Source organism: Bacteroides pyogenes (genome assembly GCF_014196225.1).
GTDB classification, from domain to species: domain Bacteria; phylum Bacteroidota; class Bacteroidia; order Bacteroidales; family Bacteroidaceae; genus Bacteroides; species Bacteroides pyogenes_A.
On sequence record NZ_JACIDI010000002.1, the window covers coordinates 42,172 to 64,162 of the forward strand.

10 protein-coding genes are annotated in these 21,991 nt (G+C 45.4%); 7 read left to right on the plus strand and 3 right to left on the minus strand.

Features of this window, described 5'->3' with window-relative positions; all coding sequences use genetic code 11:
- Positions 1 to 157: 157 nt before the first annotated feature.
- The 7 genes from GGR07_RS01445 to GGR07_RS01475 all read left to right on the plus strand — a co-directional run bounded on the left by GGR07_RS01445 (position 158) and on the right by GGR07_RS01475 (position 14,570).
- The gene (locus GGR07_RS01445; RefSeq protein ID WP_122056393.1) at positions 158 to 4,036 is read left to right on the plus strand and encodes a hybrid sensor histidine kinase/response regulator transcription factor; all 3,879 of its coding nucleotides are present in this window, start codon (positions 158 to 160) and stop codon (positions 4,034 to 4,036) included.
- A gap of 237 nt (positions 4,037 to 4,273) precedes the next feature.
- Positions 4,274 to 4,777 (plus strand): sigma-70 family RNA polymerase sigma factor, encoded by a 504-nt coding sequence (locus GGR07_RS01450; protein WP_021646822.1) that lies wholly within the window; start codon positions 4,274 to 4,276, stop codon positions 4,775 to 4,777.
- Positions 4,778 to 4,831: 54 nt separating this feature from the next.
- Positions 4,832 to 6,058 (plus strand): FecR family protein, encoded by a 1,227-nt coding sequence (locus GGR07_RS01455; protein WP_021646821.1) that lies wholly within the window; start codon positions 4,832 to 4,834, stop codon positions 6,056 to 6,058.
- Positions 6,059 to 6,256: 198 nt separating this feature from the next.
- Positions 6,257 to 9,673, plus strand: a complete 3,417-nt coding sequence (locus GGR07_RS01460) for a SusC/RagA family TonB-linked outer membrane protein (RefSeq protein ID WP_034542254.1) — start codon at positions 6,257 to 6,259, stop codon at positions 9,671 to 9,673.
- A gap of 12 nt (positions 9,674 to 9,685) precedes the next feature.
- Positions 9,686 to 11,626: a RagB/SusD family nutrient uptake outer membrane protein gene (locus GGR07_RS01465; RefSeq protein WP_249173703.1), complete on the plus strand. Its 1,941-nt coding sequence runs from the start codon at positions 9,686 to 9,688 to the stop codon at positions 11,624 to 11,626.
- A 30-nt stretch (positions 11,627 to 11,656) separates the two neighbouring features.
- Positions 11,657 to 13,060: a DUF4959 domain-containing protein gene (locus tag GGR07_RS01470; RefSeq protein WP_081723993.1), complete on the plus strand. Its 1,404-nt coding sequence runs from the start codon at positions 11,657 to 11,659 to the stop codon at positions 13,058 to 13,060.
- A 16-nt stretch (positions 13,061 to 13,076) separates the two neighbouring features.
- Positions 13,077 to 14,570, plus strand: a complete 1,494-nt coding sequence (locus GGR07_RS01475) for a DUF4998 domain-containing protein (RefSeq protein WP_172545163.1) — start codon at positions 13,077 to 13,079, stop codon at positions 14,568 to 14,570.
- A 330-nt stretch (positions 14,571 to 14,900) separates the two neighbouring features.
- Here GGR07_RS01475 and GGR07_RS01480 read toward each other — a convergent pair whose 3' ends face one another.
- From GGR07_RS01480 to GGR07_RS01490, 3 genes are read right to left on the minus strand one after another with little or no spacing between them, the layout of a single operon-like run.
- Positions 14,901 to 16,481, minus strand: a complete 1,581-nt coding sequence (locus tag GGR07_RS01480) for a sulfatase/phosphatase domain-containing protein (RefSeq protein WP_034542251.1) — start codon at positions 16,479 to 16,481, stop codon at positions 14,901 to 14,903.
- Positions 16,482 to 16,508: 27 nt separating this feature from the next.
- Complete coding sequence (locus tag GGR07_RS01485) at positions 16,509 to 18,323, minus strand: RagB/SusD family nutrient uptake outer membrane protein (RefSeq protein ID WP_122056394.1); 1,815 nt, start codon at positions 18,321 to 18,323, stop codon at positions 16,509 to 16,511.
- A 13-nt stretch (positions 18,324 to 18,336) separates the two neighbouring features.
- Complete coding sequence (locus tag GGR07_RS01490; protein ID WP_122056395.1) at positions 18,337 to 21,603, minus strand: SusC/RagA family TonB-linked outer membrane protein; 3,267 nt, start codon at positions 21,601 to 21,603, stop codon at positions 18,337 to 18,339.
- Between the last annotated feature and the right edge of the window lie 388 nt (positions 21,604 to 21,991).

Genomic DNA, 21,991 nt, shown 5'->3' on the forward strand with positions numbered 1-21,991 from the left:
AACTTCGAAATCAGAGCAACCATCGGGGAAAGATGCAGCATGAATGAAAGACAGCTCCAAGTCCATACGCAGACGGCAAAGGAAGTAAATACTCCCATTCTCTTGGGGTTTAGCGCTCTTTTCCGTATTTTTGCTTTAAAAAAATGCCCTGCCCTCAATGAAAGCACGAATACGACTATTTTTATGGTTCCAATGCTGCATACTCTCTCTATATGCAGGCCGGCTGCCTTACTACCACCTCAAGCAGCTTTCTATCAGAGAAGGGCTTCCTTCCTCCGTAACTTCGCTGTATGACGACCACAACGGAGCATTGTGGATAGGAACCACACAAGGTGTTTATCGATTCAACGGGAGCAAAATAAAGAAATATGCCCTGCCCGCTCCGTTGCGACAAGGCACGCACTATATACGCAGGATTCAAGGAGACGATCAAAACCGGACATGGGTATTCACCACAAAAGGAGTGAGCTATCATGAAAAGGGACAAGACTCACTCCGGACGCTTCTTTATCGGAAACAGCCGGTAAAAGCTTCTACGCTGCTTGCCGATGGCGACAAGCTGACAATTCCCGTCACAGATACCTTATTGATGTACAATAATAAAAATCTATCGCTCACGAAGAGATTGCCACTCAACACTCCGGGCACATACATCATCGAGTTGCTTCCGTACGACACACGGCATTATCTGGCGCTGACCGCCCGGTGGGAACTCAAAATAATCGATAAATATACAGGAGAGTTAAGTTCCGCACCTTTTCTGCAGACAACAAACATATACTACCTGTATCGGGACAGCGAAGGGAGTTACTGGATATCTTACTACGGTAAAGGAGTGAAACGCTATGATCAGACAGGTAGACTGCTTGCCGAATATCATACGGGAAATTCGGCGCTGAGCAACGACATTGTGCTCGACATCGAAGAGTGGGACAAAAGCATCTGGCTGGCAACAGACGGGGGCGGAGTGAATGTGATTTATCCCGAAACGGGGGAAGTGGAAGTACTTTCCACCCAAACGAACCGGGATTTCCCCGCCAACTCAGTGGCCTGCCTGCTCAGAAGCGATAATCACATGTGGATAGGAATGGTGCGCGAAGGGGTGCTGGGTGTGGAGAAAGGCTTCATTACCACTTATACCACTTCAGTCCCGAACCAACCGTCGGGACTATCTGAGAAATGCCCGCTCCACTTATGGGAAGATACAGACGGAACGATATGGATCGGTACAGACGGAGGAGGCATTAACCGGTTCGACCCTGATACGGAACAGTTCACACACTATCCCCGTACTTTCGGCGAGAAAATCGTATCGATATGCCCGTTGACGGAAAGCACACTGTTGGTATCCAGCTTCAGCAAAGGGCTTTATCTATTCGACAAAGAGACGGGAGACTACCGCCGGTTCGTTTTTCCCGACCGAAGCATCGAAGAGAAACTGGTGGGAAGCGGTTCTCCCATCAACCTGAGAGTGAACTCGAAAAAAGAGATCGAGTTGTATGGAAGTTCCGTATACCGCTACCTCCCCTCCGAACACCGCATGGAGCCGATTATTGTAAATCTGAAACCTCTCAACACATCGTGGGTATACATAGGTGACCACCGCTCGAATCCCTTATTTCATGACCGAAGCAAAGTATTCCGGTATAACATGAGCACGAAACAGTTTGAAATGGTATTCTACGAAAAAGACAATCAGATAATGGCGGCAGACCTCGATTCTTCCGGTATTCTCTGGATAGCCGGACCGAACGGGGTAAGTCGTATTCATCCGGACAACGGACAAAAAGAAGACATCAAACTGCCTGATGGAAACGATGTCATTACCTCACTTATAGCAGATCGTGACGGAGTGATATGGATGGGATCGCTGGGAGTGGTATATGCTTACAACTCGAAAAAGAATCATTTCATTATTTACAGTGAAATGGATGGAGTGCTTCCCAACGATTTCCTGTCGAAACCGGTATTGGAAACTGCCGACGGCAATATCTACATGGGGGGCTCGGAAGGGTTGCTGCGTATCAACAAACCGCTCCGTCCATCAACCGGTTTACAACTTGCCTCCCCAGTGCTCCAGGAGGTATTTCTCGACGGAGCGGCAGTAGCTGTAGCACCATCCCTTGAGTTACGGGTTCCCCATCATTTCTCCTCGCTGGATATTCATGTGCAGTTGAAAGGTGCGGATGTATTCCGCAAACGCATCTTCCGTTTCCGCATCAAAGGACTCAACGACGAATACATAGAAACAGCGCAACCCTTCCTAAGCCTTCACACCCTTCCTCCGGGCGATTACCGGATTACGACACAGTGTACACAGAACGACGGCAGTTGGAGTGAAGAATCCGCTTTGCTCGATTTCGAAGTACTGCCTCCCTGGTGGAAGCAAATCTGGTTTATCGCCCTCTGTATCGGAGCCGGCATTTTGCTGCTGGTCACTCTCATCCATACTCACAACCGGAGAATGAAACACAAGTTGCAGGAAGAAGAGCGAAAAATATACAAAGAGAAAGTACGCGCGCTTATCAATATCAACCACGAACTTCGCACACCGCTGACACTCATATACAGTCCCCTGAAGCAACTGCTCAACAGCCGCCGGATTCCCCGGGAGCAACAGATCAAAGTGCAAAGCGCATTCAAACAGGCGCGCCAGATGAAGAACATCATCGACATGATTCTGAACATGCGCAAGATGGAAGTGGAGGAAAACATACTGCGCATGTCGTCGACGGCTTTGAATGACTGGATCAGAGCTATTCTGGAAGATTTCCGGGAAGAGTTCTCCATGCGCGAAATCACGTTGGGTTTTGAGCCCGACGAGAATATAGAAGAGATGTATTTCGACCGCAACCAATGCGAAATCATCATCAATAATCTGCTGACGAATGCATATAAATTCAGCGAAGAACATTCTACGGTGACGGTCTCCACGCATCTTGAGGAGGAAGGGAAGTACATTCGCATAGCCGTGAAGGATGAGGGCGCAGGACTGCGGGAAGAAGAAATCGGACATCTCTTCACCCGCTTCTATCAAGGACAGCACAACATACAAGGGTCGGGTATCGGATTATCGTATGCCAAGCAGCTGGTGGAAATGCACGGAGGAAGCATCGGGGCGAAAAACAATGAAGAGAAAGGAGCTTGTTTCTTCTTTACCCTGCCTTACCGCCGGGAAACCACTCACATTAAATCGGTTCCGCAGGCTTACCTCAACACCGTAGCGCCTCCTGAGGACAATTCCCCTGTGAAGGTATACAACAAATCCGACAATCAGGAGAAGTTTCACTCCATCCTTATTGTGGAAGACGACCGCGATTTGTGCAATTACCTCATCTGCCACCTTCAATCTGTATTCAAAGAAGTATACGAAGCTCACGACGGCATGGAGGCCTTGCCCATCATCGCTTCACGAACTCCGCAACTGGTGCTGAGCGATGTACGAATGCCCCGGATGAACGGCTTCGAATTGTGCCGCTACATCAAGCAGAAGCCGGAACTAAACTACATTCCCGTAATTCTTCTCACTTCGTGTGTAGACGACGCCGGAATGGAAGAGGCCTTCAAGCTGGGAGCAGAGGCGTATGTAACCAAACCCTTCGATATGGATCTGCTCCTCATACAGATACAGAACATCCTGAAAAACCAAAAGATTGTCAAAAAGCATTATGCAGCCATTGACATGCCCGAAGAAGGACAAGAGCTTACTCCTGCCGACGAACATCTCATCATACAGCTCAACCGTATCATCAATGAAAACATCGGTAACGGAGAGTTGGACGTCAACTTCATGGCCCGGCAAATGGGAATGAGCAGGGCGTCATTATACAACAAGACCAAGAGAGTGTTGAAAACGGGTATCAACGAATACATCACCAAATGCCGTCTGGAACATGCCTGCCAGCTATTGAAAACCACCCGTCTCAGCATCAGCGACGTTGCCGAACGATGCGGATTCCGACATCCTCGCAACTTCAGCACGCTGTTTAAAAACACTTTCGGAGAAAGTCCCTCCCAGTACAGGCGAAAGGACTGATTCCACGCTCCCCCGTTCGCGACAAACGCTCCGTCTGCCCGGACGAGATCGAATAACCGGTCTCTTCGAGAGCAGTCGAGCGCTCTCGAAGAGAGATTCGTTTCCCACGTCGGGAGGGCGATAAGCTGGTAAACAAATCATGTTCAGCCTAAACGGGCGCAATTGTTTTTGAAATAAAAACAAAAATATTACTTTTGCACACACCCTCAATAAATCAAATAAAAGACATTCGGAGTATTGGAAAAAGAGATTGAGTTTGAGCAGTTTTTTAAGGGAAATTATTCTCGTTTCTACTATTTTGCTCTTCAAATGATAGAAGACAGAGAGGTATGCCGCGACATCGTGAGCGATGCCTTCGAACATACATGGAGGATCTTCTGCCAGAAAGAGCAGTTCAATGCCACCGGTTACATGTACTCACTGGTACGGAACAAGTGCATCGACTACATCCGGCATGAAACGGCTAAAGCGCGATATGCGGATCTATACATGCACATGTACGGCGAAGGGTTCGAAGAGGACAACGCATGCGAAGAAGCAGAGCAACAGATCTCGCAAATCTACCGTGTGCTGGAAGAACTTACCCCCAAAACTCGCAGAATCCTGAAGATGTGCTACTTCCAGCGAAAAACATACAGCCAGACGGCCGTCGAACTGGGCATTAGCGTGAGCGCTGTACGGAAACACATCGTCAATGCATTGAAGACGTTTAGGGCGGCAATTGCTAAAAAAGACAAATAAACAGTATATAAAAAGAACTTAATACGATATATAATAAACGGACTATCAGAAGCGATGAACAGGAAAGAAGATAAGTTGGAACAAGCAGTCAGGTCGATGGAAGAAGGCAAACAGCTGTCGGACGAAGAACTCAACCTGTTGGCCGGAGACAAGGAACTCATGCGTGCCTGTCGGGAATTGCAAAGCTGCAAGAATGCCCTCATGCGCCGGTACGACAGCAACGCCCCCGATGTGGAAAAGGAATGGGAGGCGTTCCGCTTCAGAAGGCATCGGATTCGACCTTCAGCTACACGCCCTGCCCCCTTTCCAAACCGGTCGTCCGCCCGCACTTCATCCGGAAAGAAAAAATCGTACCGCTTTTTGTGGGGCACGCTCACAGGCATGGCTGCATCTTTTCTCATCCTCCTTCTTTACACATGGCTATCCGGAGTCTCTGCATCCAGACATGGGATTGTCACCTTCGAAGCCATCGACAGCGTACAACAAGTGATGTTGCAAACCAGTACGGGAGAACGGATTCCTCTGGCACGGGAAACACACGAGGAGATGCTGCACACAATCGGCACTTCACTTAGCAAAAAAGACACATTGGAACTTAACTATAGAACCAGAAACAATCCGGAAGTGCCCCAAGAAGACATCGAAAGACACTGCCTTTCCACTCCTAGAGGAAAGGACTTCAAGATTACTCTCGCCGACGGCACCGTCGTCTGGATAAATGCGGAAAGCAGCTTGGAATATCCCTTGCAGTTTGCCGGCAAAAACAGGATAGTACACCTCAAAGGCGAAGCTTATTTCAAAGTGGCTAGAAACAACGAATGCCCGTTCATCATCCATACAGACCGCATGCAGATACAAGTATTAGGGACGGAGCTGAATGTGCGCAACTACGCATCCCACGACTCTCACGTAACCCTCATCAACGGCCAAGTGAAAGTCAGCGACAGCAAAAACCAGGGCAATGCAGTCTGCCTGAAACCCGGTGAAGACGCTCAATGGCGCGAGCATGAGGCCTTTGTAGTAAAGACTGTCGATACAGACATCTATACTTATTGGAAAGACGGATACTTCTATTTCGACAATGCCCCCCTGGTGGATGTAACACGAGAACTCGGACGCTGGTATAACATGAACGTCGTATTCGAGAATAAAGATTTGATGAATATGCATGTCCGATATTTCTGCGTACGCAATCAAACGTTAGAACGCGCAATCAGCCTGCTGAACCGCATGAAAAAGATTCATGCCACCCTGAATGGAAACACCGTATATATCCGATAAACCACCCCCAATACTCTGGCCTTGCCTACATACAAGCGCTTTCGATACGAATGTATCCCTTTCTTCAAATCACAAACTCCAATTGCCTGCCTCCTCTCTAAAGATGATTTTGAGAAAAAAATCACTTTCAGGGGTGCCTTATTGTTAGAGGATTCCGATTTAAGTATAAAACTCTAATTTATATAATGTGAATAGCTTATGAAAAAGTTTTCAGTTATTTTCATTTTAGCTTTCCTTATTACTCATCTCTACCCGCTCGCAATAATTGCCCAGGAAGAGAAAGGCAGGGAAATAATGCTTGAAGTGAAAAACGAGCGACTCCCCCAAGTGTTCAAACGCTTGGAGAAGGTGACAGGCTACAAAATCATGTTCATCACAGAAGATGTGAACAAATTTGGCGTAAATGGGACAATTCGTGCAAAGGACATCCACGATGCCATGAAACAAATCATTGGCAACAAACCACTGGAGTACATTATCGACAAACAGTTTATCACGGTGACACTGAAAGAGACCGACCGCACGACAGAATCTCGACAGGAAGAGACCATCAAAGTTCAAGGAAAAGTGGTAGACGAGAATGGGTTTCCCGTGCCGGGAGTAAATATCAGAATCCATGGCACAAAACAGGGAACCATGACCAATCTTGATGGGCGGTATACAGTAAAGGTAAAACCGGACGACGTACTTAACTTCTCGTTCATAGGCTATAGAACCGAACAAATACCCGTCAAAGGAAAAGCTACAATAAACCTGAATCTGGAGCCCTCTTCGAAAAATCTGGATGAAGTTACAGTCGTAGCTTTCGGTTCACAGAAGAAAGAAAGCGTAGTATCTTCCATTGCCACTATACGCCCCGGCGAACTGAAGACCTCAAGCAGTGATTTAACCTCAAGTTTCGCAGGGAAAATACCCGGAATGATTGCCTGGCAAACCGGCGGGCTTCCGGGAGCCTTGACCGAAGATGAGATGAACACCAAATTCTATGTACGCGGTATTACTTCATTCCAATCTAACGCCAACTCCGACCCGCTGATATTGATCGACGGAGTAGAATCCTCCAAGCTAGAGCTATCGCGTCTGGCAGTAGAAGATATCGAATCTTTCAGCGTATTGAAAGATGCCTCAGCAACAGCAATGTATGGCGCACGCGGTGCCAATGGAGTGATTCTCGTCACTACCAAGAAAGGAGAAGAAGGAAGTGTCTATACAACTGCACGCTATGAGATCGTTATCGGCAAACCGACACGAGAGATAGACGTAGTCCCCCCTATCACTTATATGAAAATGTATAACCAAGCTATCATGGGGCGTTCCAATGCCGGAACTCCCAAATATAGCGTGGAGCATATCAATCGTACGGCTTCCGGCAGATATCCATCTTGGGTTTATCCAACCAATGACTGGTATGACATTCTTTTTAAAGAACAGAGCGTCAACCATCGTGCCGGTGCTACCATCCGGGGCGGTTCGAAGGTGATACAATATTATGCTTCCATCAATTATAACAGAGATCAGGGAATGTTGAAATCCGACAGACTGAACGACTTTGACTGCAATATCACTAACAATCAGGTGGGTTTCCGTACCAATCTGAATATTAACTTGACTTCAGGCATACGATTAGTGATCAACTCGTCCACTAATATAGATAAATATCATGGACCTGTGACCGACCAATCTGCCGCCTATTCGTATGCTTTTAACGCGTCTCCGGTAGACTTTGCTCCCATATATCCTGCTGATGCGAACTATAGTTGGCCACATATTCGTTTCGGCACAACAGCTACCGGAGCCATCAACCCTTACATGCTAAACCAGCAAGGCTATAAAGAACGTACTCGCTATTCCACCACCAACAAAGCGGAATATATTCACAACCTAAGCTCGCTGGTAAAAGGGTTGGAAGTACGCTTAATTGCTTCCTATGTTCAGTCAGGTTATTACGACAATACATTTACTACCAGTCCTTATAAGTATTATTTAAAAAAATATGATTTTGAAACCGGGAAGCATACCTTGGCAGGAGTAGGAAACGCGATGGCTTCGAAAACGCTTCGAGTGGGTGGGAACAACAACTCCACAGACACCCGTGCCACTTATGAGGGAAGAGTTTATCATACGGCTGCCTGGGGAGAGCACCAAACTTCATTGACAGGAGTGATTCAGGCATACGAACGCACGTTTACTCCCATATCATCAGTTTTAAACGGAATGCCTCAACGCAATTTGACCTATTCGGCACGTGGGGCATACGGATATAAAGACCGTTATTTTGGTGAAATCAGTGTCGGCTATAACGGTTCCGAACGTTTTGCAGAAGGCAACCGCATGGGAGTCTTCCCTGCCTTGGGAGCAGCATGGGTGGCTTCCAATGAAAAATGGATGCATCCGACTTCAAGTTGGCTTTCTTTTTTAAAACTCCGCTTTTCGTGGGGTAAGGTAGGTAACGACGGCATCATATCCACTCCACGTTATGTGTACTTGCAAGACATCGGCTCAACCAGTTCAGGTACAGCAAAAGATGTAGAAGCCTATAAGACGGCAGGATCAATATCTCGCAAGATTGTAAATTTCTACGGAGACAATAATATCCAGTGGGAAATAGCTGAACAAGCCAATTTAGGCATTGAAGCCAAATTTTTCAAAGGACTACTGGAAGTACAGGCAGACCTCTACCAGGAATTTCGTCACAACATCCTATCTAAACGTTATGTAATTCCGGCAAACGTAGGTATAGAAGTACCTCCGCTAGATAACATAGGCAAAACTCGTTCACGCGGAATTGATATTTCGGCTAAAATACAACATCAGTTCAACAATGATTTCTGGATGATATTAAACGCCACCGCCACTTATAATAAAGTCATTTATAAAGAAATCGAAGAAGCTATCAACAAGCCAATCTGGCAACGTATGGTAGGCAAGGAAATTCATCAGGCTGTAGGATATATCGCCGAAGGAGTATTCCGCGACCAAGCAGAAATCGACAATTCTCCCAGACAAGATGGCGATGTAATGCCAGGAGATATCAAGTACCGTGACTTAAATGGTGACGGAGTGATTACTGTGGCAGATGCCACTTACATCGGCTATCCGGAGACTCCACGAATGATTTATGGATTCAGTGGCTTCATGAATTACAAGAACTTCGAGTTCAGTTTCGCATTTCAAGGCTCTGGCAAACGTACTTTCTTCATAAATCCGAAGTCTATTTCCCCTTTCTATGGCGATCATGCTATGCTGACAGCTATTTATGAAGATCATTGGTCAGAATATAATATGACTTCAAAACCATTCTGGCCTCGCCTTTCTCCCAAGAATATCATTTCTCATAATCCACAAGAAGACTGGTATAGCGGAGCCGAAGTACGTAAAAGCACCTATTTCATGCGCGAATGCAGTTTCTTACGCTGCACTTCCCTTCAGTTAGCGTACAATCTGCCTAAAAAGCTGCTTCACAATTGGAAGATGCAGAATATAAAGTTCTTTATCAGCGCAAACAATCCTTTCTGTTTTACAAACTTCAAAATATGGGATGTTGAATTGGGCGAGAACGGATTCAATTATCCTATTCAGAAGACCTATTCTATGGGATTAAATATTAGATTCTAAAAGCAATGCATGATGATGAAAACAAAGAATATCATATACAGTTTATTATTCGTATCGTCTGTCTCTCTCACTAGTTGCAAAAACTATTTGGATGTAGTACCCGACAACGATATCGAGACAATTGAAACAACCTTCGAGAAACGGGAAGATGCTTATGCCTGGTTTAAGACATGTTATTCCATGATAACAATGGAGATTTCCGACATCAATACCTGTCCGTCTTTTTGGGGAACGGATGAGGTGGTAGCAGATGACTACACCCGCTTAAATACCCGCTATGGCATACCGGGACTAATGATTGCCGACGGCTTACAAATGGCGCAGTCACCTTATGGGAATGTATGGAAAAGTACGAAATTATATGGCGGCATCCGCTACTGTAACTTGTTTCTAAACCATATAGACGGCGTATATAATATGCTACAGGAAGAAAAAGACCTTTGGCGTGCAGAAATACAGGCATTAAAAGCACAATATTATTTTGAGCTGATGCGCCGCTACGGTCCTATCATTCTAGTTCCCGAAAATATCGTAGCATCAGCTCCCATTGAAGAAATGCAGCAGCCTCGCCGACCGATTGACGAAGTAGTAAATGCAATCGTAGAACTTTGCGATGCTGCTATCTCCAAACTGCCTTATTACAAAGAACAGGAGCAGAATCACTATGCTTATTTCTCCAAGGAAGGAGCAGCCACCTTAAAAGCTATGACGTTACTTTATGCAGCTTCCAAATTATTCAATGGTAACACGATGATGGCTGACATGGTGAATAAGAATGGAGAGCGTCTTTTTCCTGCATACGACAAAGAGAAATGGAAAAAAGCCGCAGAAGCTGCTGACGAAGCTTTGACAATAGCTTCGAAAGGAGGGAAGCAATTAGTAAAGGGAAGCTCTGAATGGCCTACTTCCATGCTGAATACAATCCGAGATATCCAACAGTCTTGTCTTAATTATGACTATAACAATAAGGAAGTATTGTTATGCGTACGGCACCAACGTTTATCCCCACCCGTTTTCTATCATCCCAGATTTCCTGAAGAGGAATTAAACTATTATGATCAATATTGTGTAGGAGGATTCGGAGCTTCCATGAAAATGGTGGAAATGTATTATACAGAACATGGTTTGCCCCTCTCAGAAGACAAACAATGGTTAGCTTCCCGCTATGCTATGACAATGGAAAGTGATGAACGGTATAAGAATATTATTCCATTAGGCGAAGCAGTGCTAAGCTTGCATCGCCGGCGCGAACCCCGCTTCTACGCTAACATCATAGCTCACAACACTTTCTGGTACAAAAAAAGTGTGAACAGTACCAATGAGCCCATGCGTTGCGAATGCCTCCAAGGACAATTAATGGGAACTTCTTCCAAGCGTTATGATCCAAGTATTCCACAATGCCTGACAGGATATTATGTGAAGAAGTTCGACAATGCGGATGTAGCTTTGAAAGATTATTATACCAACAGCTCTTCTGAATCCGGTGATATCCTGTTTCGTCTTCCGGATTTGTTACTGGCATCAGCGGAAGCATGGAATGAATATCTGGATGCACCCGATGAGCGAGTTTATGACCCGCTGGACCAGGTCCGTATGCGCGCAGGCATAGCGAAAGTCCGTGATGCGTGGAGAACTTATGCCCGCAATCCTCAAAAGGTAGAGACACAAGCAGGCATGCGTGAAATTATCCGTCAGGAATGGAATATCGAGTTCGCTTTCGAAGGCCGCAGATTCTATAATCTCCGTCGTTGGATGACCGCACATGAAGAGCTCAACGCACCGCTTTATGGATGGAACATTATAGGAGATACGGAAGAGCGATTCTATAACAATAACAAAGAACCTATTATCGTGTGGAAGAAACGGGGATTTACTGCTCCACGCGATTATTTATTCCCTATAAGCAGTGAGGAAGTGATGATTTCAGGATGTGTTCAGAATCCCGGTTGGTAATCATTAGATCAAATTTAAAAAAAGACTGTTATGAAAAAAATAATCTACTTAATAATAGCGGTTTATTCCTTTGTTTCCTGCAATGGCAATCCAGAGGGGTTTACTGTTGATTTGCCAGCTGGCAGTTTCCAGTTTACACCGGCAATGGGTGGCGCAGTATTGCGCTACAAGTTACCTAACGATCCGGACGTTATAGCGATAAATGTACGCTACAAGGATGTGTACGGTAATCATATATTAAAGACAGGCAGTAACTCAACAGACTTGTTGACAATAACAGGATTCAATGAGGAGGCGAGTAATATATCGGCACAAATATCATTCCTAAAAAGAAATAACGAAGAATCACAACCTATCAATGTTACTTTTGACACGTTAGACTCCGCACCAATTTGTTTTATCAACAGTGCAGAGGTAAAATCCGGTTGGAATGGATGTACACTTGAATATAGTAATCCGGAAGGAACTACAGGCATGGCTCATATATTCTATATCGGAACAAACCCTTTAGACAATCAGACTGATACGATATGGATCGAGTCATTTCCATTGACAGAAGGTCGAGACATAAGGCACTACACTCCCAAACAAAAACGTCCTAGCCATACTATAATAGTACGTGTGGAAGATTATCGGGGATACATTGTAAAAGAGAGAGTATGGGAAGAAATCCATGCATTCAATGTAGAAAAACTGGAGCCATCCAAATTCGAACTTATCTACAAAAACTCATTGGAAATACCGGAAGAAAAAATAGGTATCGAATATTTGACAGATGGAGATACTAAAGGCACATACTGGTTTCAGACTCAAGATTTGCATCATTATTATACTTTCCTTTCCAAAGAAAATGGAGTAGGCGAAGCATCCGAACCGATGTATATTGACCTGAAAAAGATGCGTCCAGTATCTGAAATCCGATTCTATGCATACCGCTATATAGGTAAAAAAGGATTTAATTCTAAACCCGCTCCTGATTGGGGGAGGCCTCCAATTAATACCTCTTATAAAGGGCCGCAATACTTTAAGAATTATCTGATGAATAAACTACCCTGCTCTGTGACAATCTATGGCTGCCGGAAAGAGGTTAACAATTTTAATTGGGATAGTATGGAATGGGAAGTCATAAGTTCGTTCAATGATGATCCGGATATTTCTGATGAAGAACGTTGGACATACCATGCTGTAACTTGTGGCGGTACCACTAACACACATCGTTTTGCGACATTAAGCGCATTGGAAGAAGCAGCTCCTATCTATAAGTCAATGAGTATAGATATTGATAAACAAAAAGAGGGATTTCGTTATTTAAAGATTAAATTTAATGGAACCTATAATATGTATCCCTCGAATTACGAAAATAATAATACAACCAACAAGCATACCAAACATCTGACTTTCCATGAACTTGAAGTATATTCTGATAAAGATTAAAAGGAGGAGTATAGACATGAAAAAATATATAGGACTATTAATAGGTATATTGACAATCGTATCTTGCGAATCTCTGGAAGATACATATAAAGACTATGCAGGGAACGGTCCCATCCGTTACCTCGGTAAATGTACTGACCTAACTGTCCGTCCCGGATGGAACAGACTGATTGTTAATTGGAAAAACAGTCCGGATCCGGTAATTGATAAAATAAAAATCACTTGGTCGAAAGACGGAATAGTGAAAGAACAATTACTCAATACAGAAACAGAGGAATTCAATATTCCGGGCTTAGAAGACGGCAATTACGAAGTGACAGTATATTCAATAGACAAAGAAGGAAATACATCTTTAAAAAGTACGATTTATGGGCGCCCGTATACAGCAAGCCATGAGATGGTACAATCATTTACCCAAGTTGTCTCCAATCATTATTTCTTAAAAAACCGACTGGTTCTCATTTTTCAGGGATGGGAAGACAATGTTACAAATGCATATCTGACATATACCAAGACAGACGGAAGTGCCGGGCGAATCAATTTGAACAAACAACTGGTTAATCAACTTTACTATTTGTTACCCGATGCTATTGACCCGACCCAACCAATAGAACTTTACCGTTCCGGTCATATTCTCGGGTGTGATGATGAAATAATATTTGCCCCTACTAAACTTGAGAAGATAAGATTATTCAATGCAGACTTTAAGCAAGAAATGAAACGCCAATTTGGCTTCGACGAAGATATTCCGGACAGTTGGGCCTCAACCGTAGAAAAAATTAACCTCGACTGGACTATCGGCAGTTTTTCTGATTTATTGAATTTACCTAATTTGAAAAAACTTGTATTAGGCAAACATCGTTATATCCTCAATGACTTAGTGAACGATTCTGAAACTGCCCAAAGTAAGGTATATGATGCAGCATTAAGTGACTTTGTACTAAAAACCTTACACGAATTAAATCCTGACTTCGTAGTAGAACGTTATAACAAGCATTATTCAAATTTGACGGCGGCTGAATATTTAAAAGAGAAGGGGGAAACATATCTTCCCGATTATTCTTTTTTTGATCTTTCAGATTTGAAATTCACTTCCTTACCGTCCGATGCCCCAAATTACAAATCATATCTGGAATATCTGACAGACAATAATGTTAAAACCAGCTGGGAACCTGCCGGCATGAAAACGTTAACGACTTATTCTCTGACGTTAGACTTAAAAACAGAAAAAAAACTACAAGGGCTGAAACTAGTACAAACTTATTTTGATAATGAAAATAAACGCTCTTGGTGCCCCCGCATAGTTAAGATATTCGTATCCAAAGATTCCGACAATTGGGAAAGCGCTACTTACTTAGAAGAACTGGAAATCGGACATAGTACCGGAGAAATAAATATCATCCCATTTGTGGAGGGTGGAAAACATGCTCAATACATAAAAGTTGTGGTTTCTACACCACACTCAGAATCTACATATAATATAAGTCTGGCGGAAATTGGTCTTTATTAATGATAGTCTCACACAAATATATCTTGCAAGCAAAGGCAGTTTATCCGACAATCCAAGGTTTACCATCTGAGATTCTCAAATATCCATCTTTTATAAGCTAGACCCATTAGAATGACATATGAAAGTAGAAGCTGATTCTATGACCTTTGCAAATTAAAGTTCCCCCAAACTTGCGAAGACCTTAGAATCAGCTTCTTTTATTAGGATAGAACTCTTTCACAAGAGTTTCCAGAAGTCAAAAGTTTATGTTGTCAGACGGTACATTTTGTCCGGATCATCATCTTTTTTATCATCCAGCAAAGTTCGGCTTATCGTGTTTTGTTTTTAAAATCAGTTCTTATAAACTTCTCGGATAGGATCGTCATACTGCTCCTGAAGGCGAAGCAGTTCGGCATTCAGCTGCTTGGTAAGATCCTCCGTTCCGGGTTTACCATATATATTGTTCATTTCCATCGGGTCTTCCTGCAAATCGTACAATTCCCAACAGTCTATGTCTTTATAGAAACGAATCAGTTTGTAGCGGTCGGTACGCACTCCGTAATGACGGCGCACGGCATGTTCTGCCGGATACTCATAAAAATGATAGTACAGCGACTTCCGCCAGTCGGGCAGCTTCTCTCCTTTCAACAAAGGAAGGAAAGAAACTCCGTGCATATCGGAGGGTACTTTCACTCCTGCCAAATCGAGAATCGTAGGCCCGTAGTCGATGTTCTGTACCATTTCGTCTACATCACCTTTCTTTCCGCCCGGCAAACGAACCAGAAGCGGAGTGCGGAAAGACTCTTCGTACATGAAACGTTTGTCGAACCATCCGTGTTCACCCATGTAGAACCCTTGATCTGACGTATACACAATCATGGTGTTCTCCAGCAAACCGTTTTCTTCGAGGTGTTTCAGCAGGCGGCCTACGTTGCGATCGATGGAATGAATCACCCGCAAATAGTCGCGCATATACTGCTGATACTTCCACTCGGCAAGGACCTTGCCCGACAGCTTATCCTTTTTGAACTTCGCTATAATCGGGTCGTAATGTGCATCCCATGCTGCTTTCTGCTCGGGATTCATCGCGTTATACAAGCGGCGTCCGGCTTTCTCAAGTCCCGTAGTGGTATGAATTTCATTCTCTTTATCCGCCATTTTCAGGTCGTAAACCAAATCCATATCCTTGATAATGCTCATCTCCTGCTTCGATGCGGGGATGCGTCCTTCGTAGGTATCGTAGAAGTTATCCGGTAGCGGATAAACGGAGTCTTTATACAGTTCCAAATCACACAAATCGGGCATCCATGTGCGATGGGGAGCCTTGTGGTGCACAAAGAGACAGAACGGTTTCTCTTTGTCGCGAATGCTGTCGAGCCAGTTCACCGCCAAGTCCGTCACAATATTGGTGGCATAGCCTTCGCGCTGCACTTTCTCTCCATTCTTCACAAAGTACGGATTATAGTATTCACCTTGACCGATCAAGATATCCCAATAATCAAATCCTGTAGGCTCGGAACTCAAATGCCACTTCCCGATCATTGCCGTCTGATAACCATTCTCTCTCAACAGCTTCGGGAACGTCTGCTGGCTGCCGTCAAACCTTTTCGTATTATCGGTAAATCCGTTTGCATGGCTGTGCTTTCCCGTCAGCATACAAGCACGGCTCGGCCCGCTCAACGAGTTTGCCACAAAACTGTTGGTAAAACGTACTCCCTCGTTGGCGATACGGTCTATGTTAGGAGTTTCGATATAGCGTCGGTCGTAGGCGCTGATGGTTTGAAACGAATGGTCGTCGCACATAATGTAGACCACGTTCATCGGCTTCTTGTTGTTTTGTTCAGCCTTCTTTCCTCCCCCGCAGGCGGGCAACGATGTAAGCATCGTTGCCCCTGTAAGGGAGTACAATAGTGTAGATGAAAAATTACTCATGTCTCTTTATTTAATTTTCAAGTTAGTTTACCACCCCGGGTTCTGTTTCCACTGATTCTGTGTTCTTTCCAACAGTTCGATGCGAATGGGCAACAGGTAATCACGCTTCACATTGAACTTCCACCCCTGTTCATATCCTGCGGGATTGCTGGGAAGTATATATCGCAAGGCGTCTCCCTGTTTGCCTGTCAGGTAAAGGTTGTTGCCCGACGGTTTATCGTACACCAGCTTGCCGCCATATTTCGGATGATTCTCCAGGTTGCTGCCGGTAAAGAGCGCGCCTTTAGGCCATTGGCCTACAATAAGTTCATCGGCGGCAGCCCAGCGGAGAATATCTTCAAGGCGGCGTCCTTCACACGCTTGTTCCACACGGCGTTCGCGGCGTACTGCCTGAACGTATTTATTCAATTTACGGAACGGATAGTCGGCTTCCTGATTGTATTCTCTGTCGAAGTCCACTCCCGGCATACCCACGCGGTCGCGCAAGGGTTTCAAGGCATCTGCTATCTTTTGCGCATTCGCTGCTCCGTCCAGTTCGGCCAAAGCCTCGGCATAGTTGAGCAACACGTCGGCATAACGGAATTGAATGGCAGGCGTAGCGCCCTTGAATTCTGCGTCGAGACTGCCGGTATAATCTATCTGCACGTGCTTCAACAGAGAGTAGCCTGTCATGTTCTGATTGTAAGAAGAGGAACCGATAAGCGGCGGCACTACGTAAAAAGGAGCCGCATCGTCGGGGCGCAACTGCTGACCCGGCGTACAGACCGTCTGCGCCAAACGCGGATCGCGTACCGTAGGCAGCAGTTCATTGCCGAATACCTTTTTAGCCTCAACACGCTGTTCGCCGACAAACGGTTTTCCGTCAATCGTCAGATAGTCGTCCACAAGCGAAGCGGTCACTCCTATGCTTCCACCGCCTTGATTCAAATAACGGTTCACATTGTTACCCACTTTGTCTCCGTCGTACTTCTTAAACCAGAGTACCTCCGAGTTGTTCGACAAATCGGTAGTCTGGAATAACTGTCGATAGTCGTTTCCGGTATTGCCTGTATTGTATACCTTCCACACACCTCTTTTCATCACTTCCTCGGCAGCGGCGGCAGCTTGCGTAAAGTAGTCTCGAATCTTTTCATCCGTCACCGATTTATCATAAAACTCATCTCCTTCGGCCTTGTGATATTTCTCCCAAGTCGCCTCGAACAGAGCCACCTCGCTCTTCAGCGCACGAGCCACATCTTTATGCACACGCATCGATGCACTGTTGTTGCGCTCTCTCAACAATGAAATAGCCTTGTCCAAATCATCCAGAATATGGTCGGCAACCACTGTCCGGCTGTCGCGTGGAAGAAGCATAGCTTCGATATTGGGATCGAGCGGTTTATCAATCCATGTCAACTCACCGTAATCCACAAACATTCTGTAATAATACCACGCCCGGAAATAGTAAGCCTCCCCTACACACTGATTGTAGGCAGCTGTTCCTTTCTCGGAAGTATTGTCCAGATTGAGCAACAGGTAGTTCAGGTTGCGGATTGCTTTATAATTAGAAAGTGCGGTTGCATGACTCAAAGCCATTTCTCCCGCCAGCCGAGTATTCACCGAACTGGAAGCAAGGTTATCGCTGCGTGTATCGGAACCAGCAATGTGATTGCCTCCTCCGGCATCGAACCCCTGAGAACGAAGTCCGCTCTCATAAAATTGATCCAGATAGTTTGTCATTTCTCCCGTGCTACTAAAAGGAGATGCGGTAGAAAGAACCCCTTTCGGCGCCTTATCTAAATCGTAACAAGCCGTAAGACCGCAGATCAGCACAATACCGCACAATATATTTTTCTTTTTCATAATATTCTGCTATTTATAAGTTAACAACCAAACCAAAAGACACGACCTTGTTCATAGGGTAATTCTTACCCCCTTCCGAAGTATAGTCGTTTCCTGTAAAGATCGCCTCCGGATCGAACATTCCCTTCAACGAAGTAAACGTCAGCAAGTTCTCGCCCGAGAAGAAAGCCTGTACTTTCTGCAAACCGATCTTGGCAGTCCATGCCGTGGGCAGATCGTAGCTGACGGTCAGGTTTTTCAGACGACAATAAGCCGCGCTCTGCAGGTAACGGTCAGTCGTAGTCATTATCTTATTGCGGAAAGGACGCACTCCTCCTGCCGAATGGATATATGGTTTCGGATAATAAGCCCCTTTGTTGGATTCGCTCCAATAGTCCATATGCTCTTTAAACACCGTAACCTGCGCGTACGGGCCGCTTCCCCAGAAGTAAACGCCTCCGCCAGGATGCCAGTCGCGTTTCCCTACTCCTTGGAACATGGCGCTTACCGTCAGCCCTTTCCAACTGATAGAGCCGTTGATGGTATACTGATAGCGTGGAGTAGTGTTGCCGATTACGGTCATATCGCCCATATCGCCCAACGTATTCTTACCGTTGTTTATATTTTTATCTCCATTCAGGTCGCGATATTTCACATCGCCCGGAGTCCAAGGCTTTCCGCTGATGAAAGACAAATTATAAGTCTTATTGTATTCATCGGCTTCTTCCTGTGTCTGGATCAATCCGCTGGCACGATAACCCCAGATTTCGCCCACTTTCTTTCCTTTGTACCAGTTTCCCGCAGGATCTGTCACTATATTTTTCTTGTTTCCATCCTTATCGACATAGCTGTCATCACCGGCATATTCTGTAACTTCTGCCGTTGCGTCGGAGAGCGAACCGCCTATACTGTAATGAATGTCTTTACCGATAGTGCCACGATAGTTCAAAGCCAGTTCCCAGCCACGGTTACGCATGCGGGCATTGTTTGTTTTCGGCGCATCGGCACCGAAGAAGTCGGGGAATTTCTGTCCGGGGCCCAACATATCTTTCGTATTACGCTGGAACAGATCGAACGAACCGGTAAGCGCGTTTCCGAAGAATCCGAAGTCGAGACCGATATTCTTGCTTTCCACTTTTTCCCAAGTCGTATTGGGGTTGACTACCAGCGGAGCTTGGGTAAACATGCGCCGCCCCTCAGGGAAGATGTAACTTCCGAGATTAGCGTTCAAATCCATCGTAGCGGCAAATGTATAAAGAGCCGCTCCCGCCTGATTGCCCAACAAACCGTACGAAGCGCGGAGCTTCAAGTTGGAAACTACGTCACTGACGGGTTGCATGAATTTCTCACGACTGATATTCCACCCGGTGGATACGGAAGGGAAGAAGCCCCAACGGTTTCCGGAAGCGAAACGTGAAGAGCCGTCGTAACGACCGTTCAGTTCAAGCAAATAACGTCCATCGTAGTCGTAATTGATACGCCCGAAGAATCCGCGCGTAGCCCATCCGTTACGAACGTCGACTACGGTTTTATCACCGGTTCCCATACCCAGATTCGGATTAGTCGTGGAATAAAGCCCAGTTATGGAATTCTTCATATAGCTGTAATCGTTGTCTTCCTCCTGATATCCTGCCATAAGCGTAAAGTTGTGGCTATCGGCAATGGTGAAAAGATAGTTCGTGTACAAGTTGATGCTTTGGTAGCGGGTACGCCCGTAGCTGCGCGTAAACTTTCCATCGGGAGAAACGCCCAATTCGCCACGCACACCTTTCGACGTGCTCACTCCGTCGGCTCCGTAAATGAGCGGACTTACATTCAACGCCTCGTACTCTACATTCATCAGCTTATATGTATAATCGAAGAATACGAACCAGTTCTTCACCGGTTGAAATTCCAGGCCTGTGGTCAGATTCAGTCGGTCGCGCTGGGTATTGGTATACGTGCCGCTTTGCAGATACGGTATCATACTCAGCTCGGTGAAGTGCCCGTTCGGGTCGATTACCGAAACCGTAGGACGAAAACGAGCCAACGAATGATAGAAGCCTTCGCTGATACCTCCGTCGCCAAACGGAGTATTTTGATCGGAATGCATAAACTTCGTGTTCACTTTGAGCTTCATCCAATCCGTGATCTGCGAATTTACATTCGCCGCAAAGTTATAACGGGTAAAATCCATATCTGCATAACGCAGGATACCGTCTTCGTTATAGTATCCGCCCGACACATAATATTGAGCTTTTTTCCCGCCACCGCTCAGGCTGACATTATGGTTTTGCTTGAAAGCCCAGTCTTTATAATGAAGATCGAAGTAGTTCACATTACCTACTCCCAATTCAGAGTTCTCGAAAGCCGGATTCATGTTTGAATTGGCAGGAAGTTCCGCCCATGGATTCACGCTGTTCGGATCTGCGATGTATTTCTGTAGCAAATCGAGCTTTTCCTGACTATACAGACGCGGTGACCCGGCGTTGGTACAGCCGTCGTTCCAGTATTTCGCAAAGTCATAAGAGTTCACCATGTCGGGTAAGACCGTAGGTGTAGTCCATCCCACCGTACCTTGGTAGTTGATTCGCGTTTTCCCCTCTTCCCCACGCTTGGTAGTCACCAGAATTACACCATAAGCGGCACGCGCTCCGTAGATGGCGCAAGCTGCTGCATCTTTCAGGACCGAAATATTCTCAATATCACTGGGATTCACATCCGACAGGCTCATCTCTACTCCGTCCACCAATACATACGGAGAAGCATTGTTATCGAGATTGCCCTGCCCGCGCAAAGTCAATGTGCCCGAAGCACCCGGGCGACCTGCTCTGTTGTTGCTCACCAGTAATCCCGGAACCATACCTTGCAAACTCTGGGTGGCATCCGCCACCGGACGACGTTCTAAAACATCGCCTTTCACAGCCGATACCGATCCGGTCAGGTTGACTTTCTTTTGTACGCCATAACCTACCACCACTACTTCGTCGAGTGTCTCGGTATCTTCCGCCAATAGGATTTCGAAATTTCTTTTCCCGTCTATGGGGATAACCTGTGTAGCATACCCAATGTAAGAAACCACCAGATTGTTTTTAGGAGATACGTCAGATAGAGTGAAGTCTCCATCAAGGCCGGTAATGGTGCCGTTTGTGGTGCCTTCTATTAGAACACTGGCTCCAATCACGGGTTCCCGGTTGTTTTTGTCAAGCACTCTACCCGTTATAGATAAAGACTGGGCCATCGCTGCCGGAGAAAGCAAGCATAGCATAGCCGTCACCAAACCCACAAGGAGCATAGAAAGCTGTTTTTTCTTTTTCATAATAAATCGTTTTAAGGGTTACTTTTTTAACAAATCGCTGCGAAGATATCCATTAAAGCCTGTATCCTGACTCTGCATTTGTACATTTTAAGTCTGAAATCATCTACAAATGCGTGTAAAAACCGGGAAATAGCATCTGCATATATGCCCATGTTGCGGGCTATATATGTTCATCGTGGTGAGTATATATGGCTACCATGGTGAGTATATATGGCTAGCGCGGTGAGTATATATAGCTACCACGGTGAGTATATATGGCTACCGCGATGGGTATATATACCCAAGCAGATACGTTTCTACATTCATCCGCCTATCTGAGTCGGACTCCAAAAACAAAAAAAAGCCTTATCTGAATGGATGTTTCAGACAAGGCTTATAAAAAACAGATCTA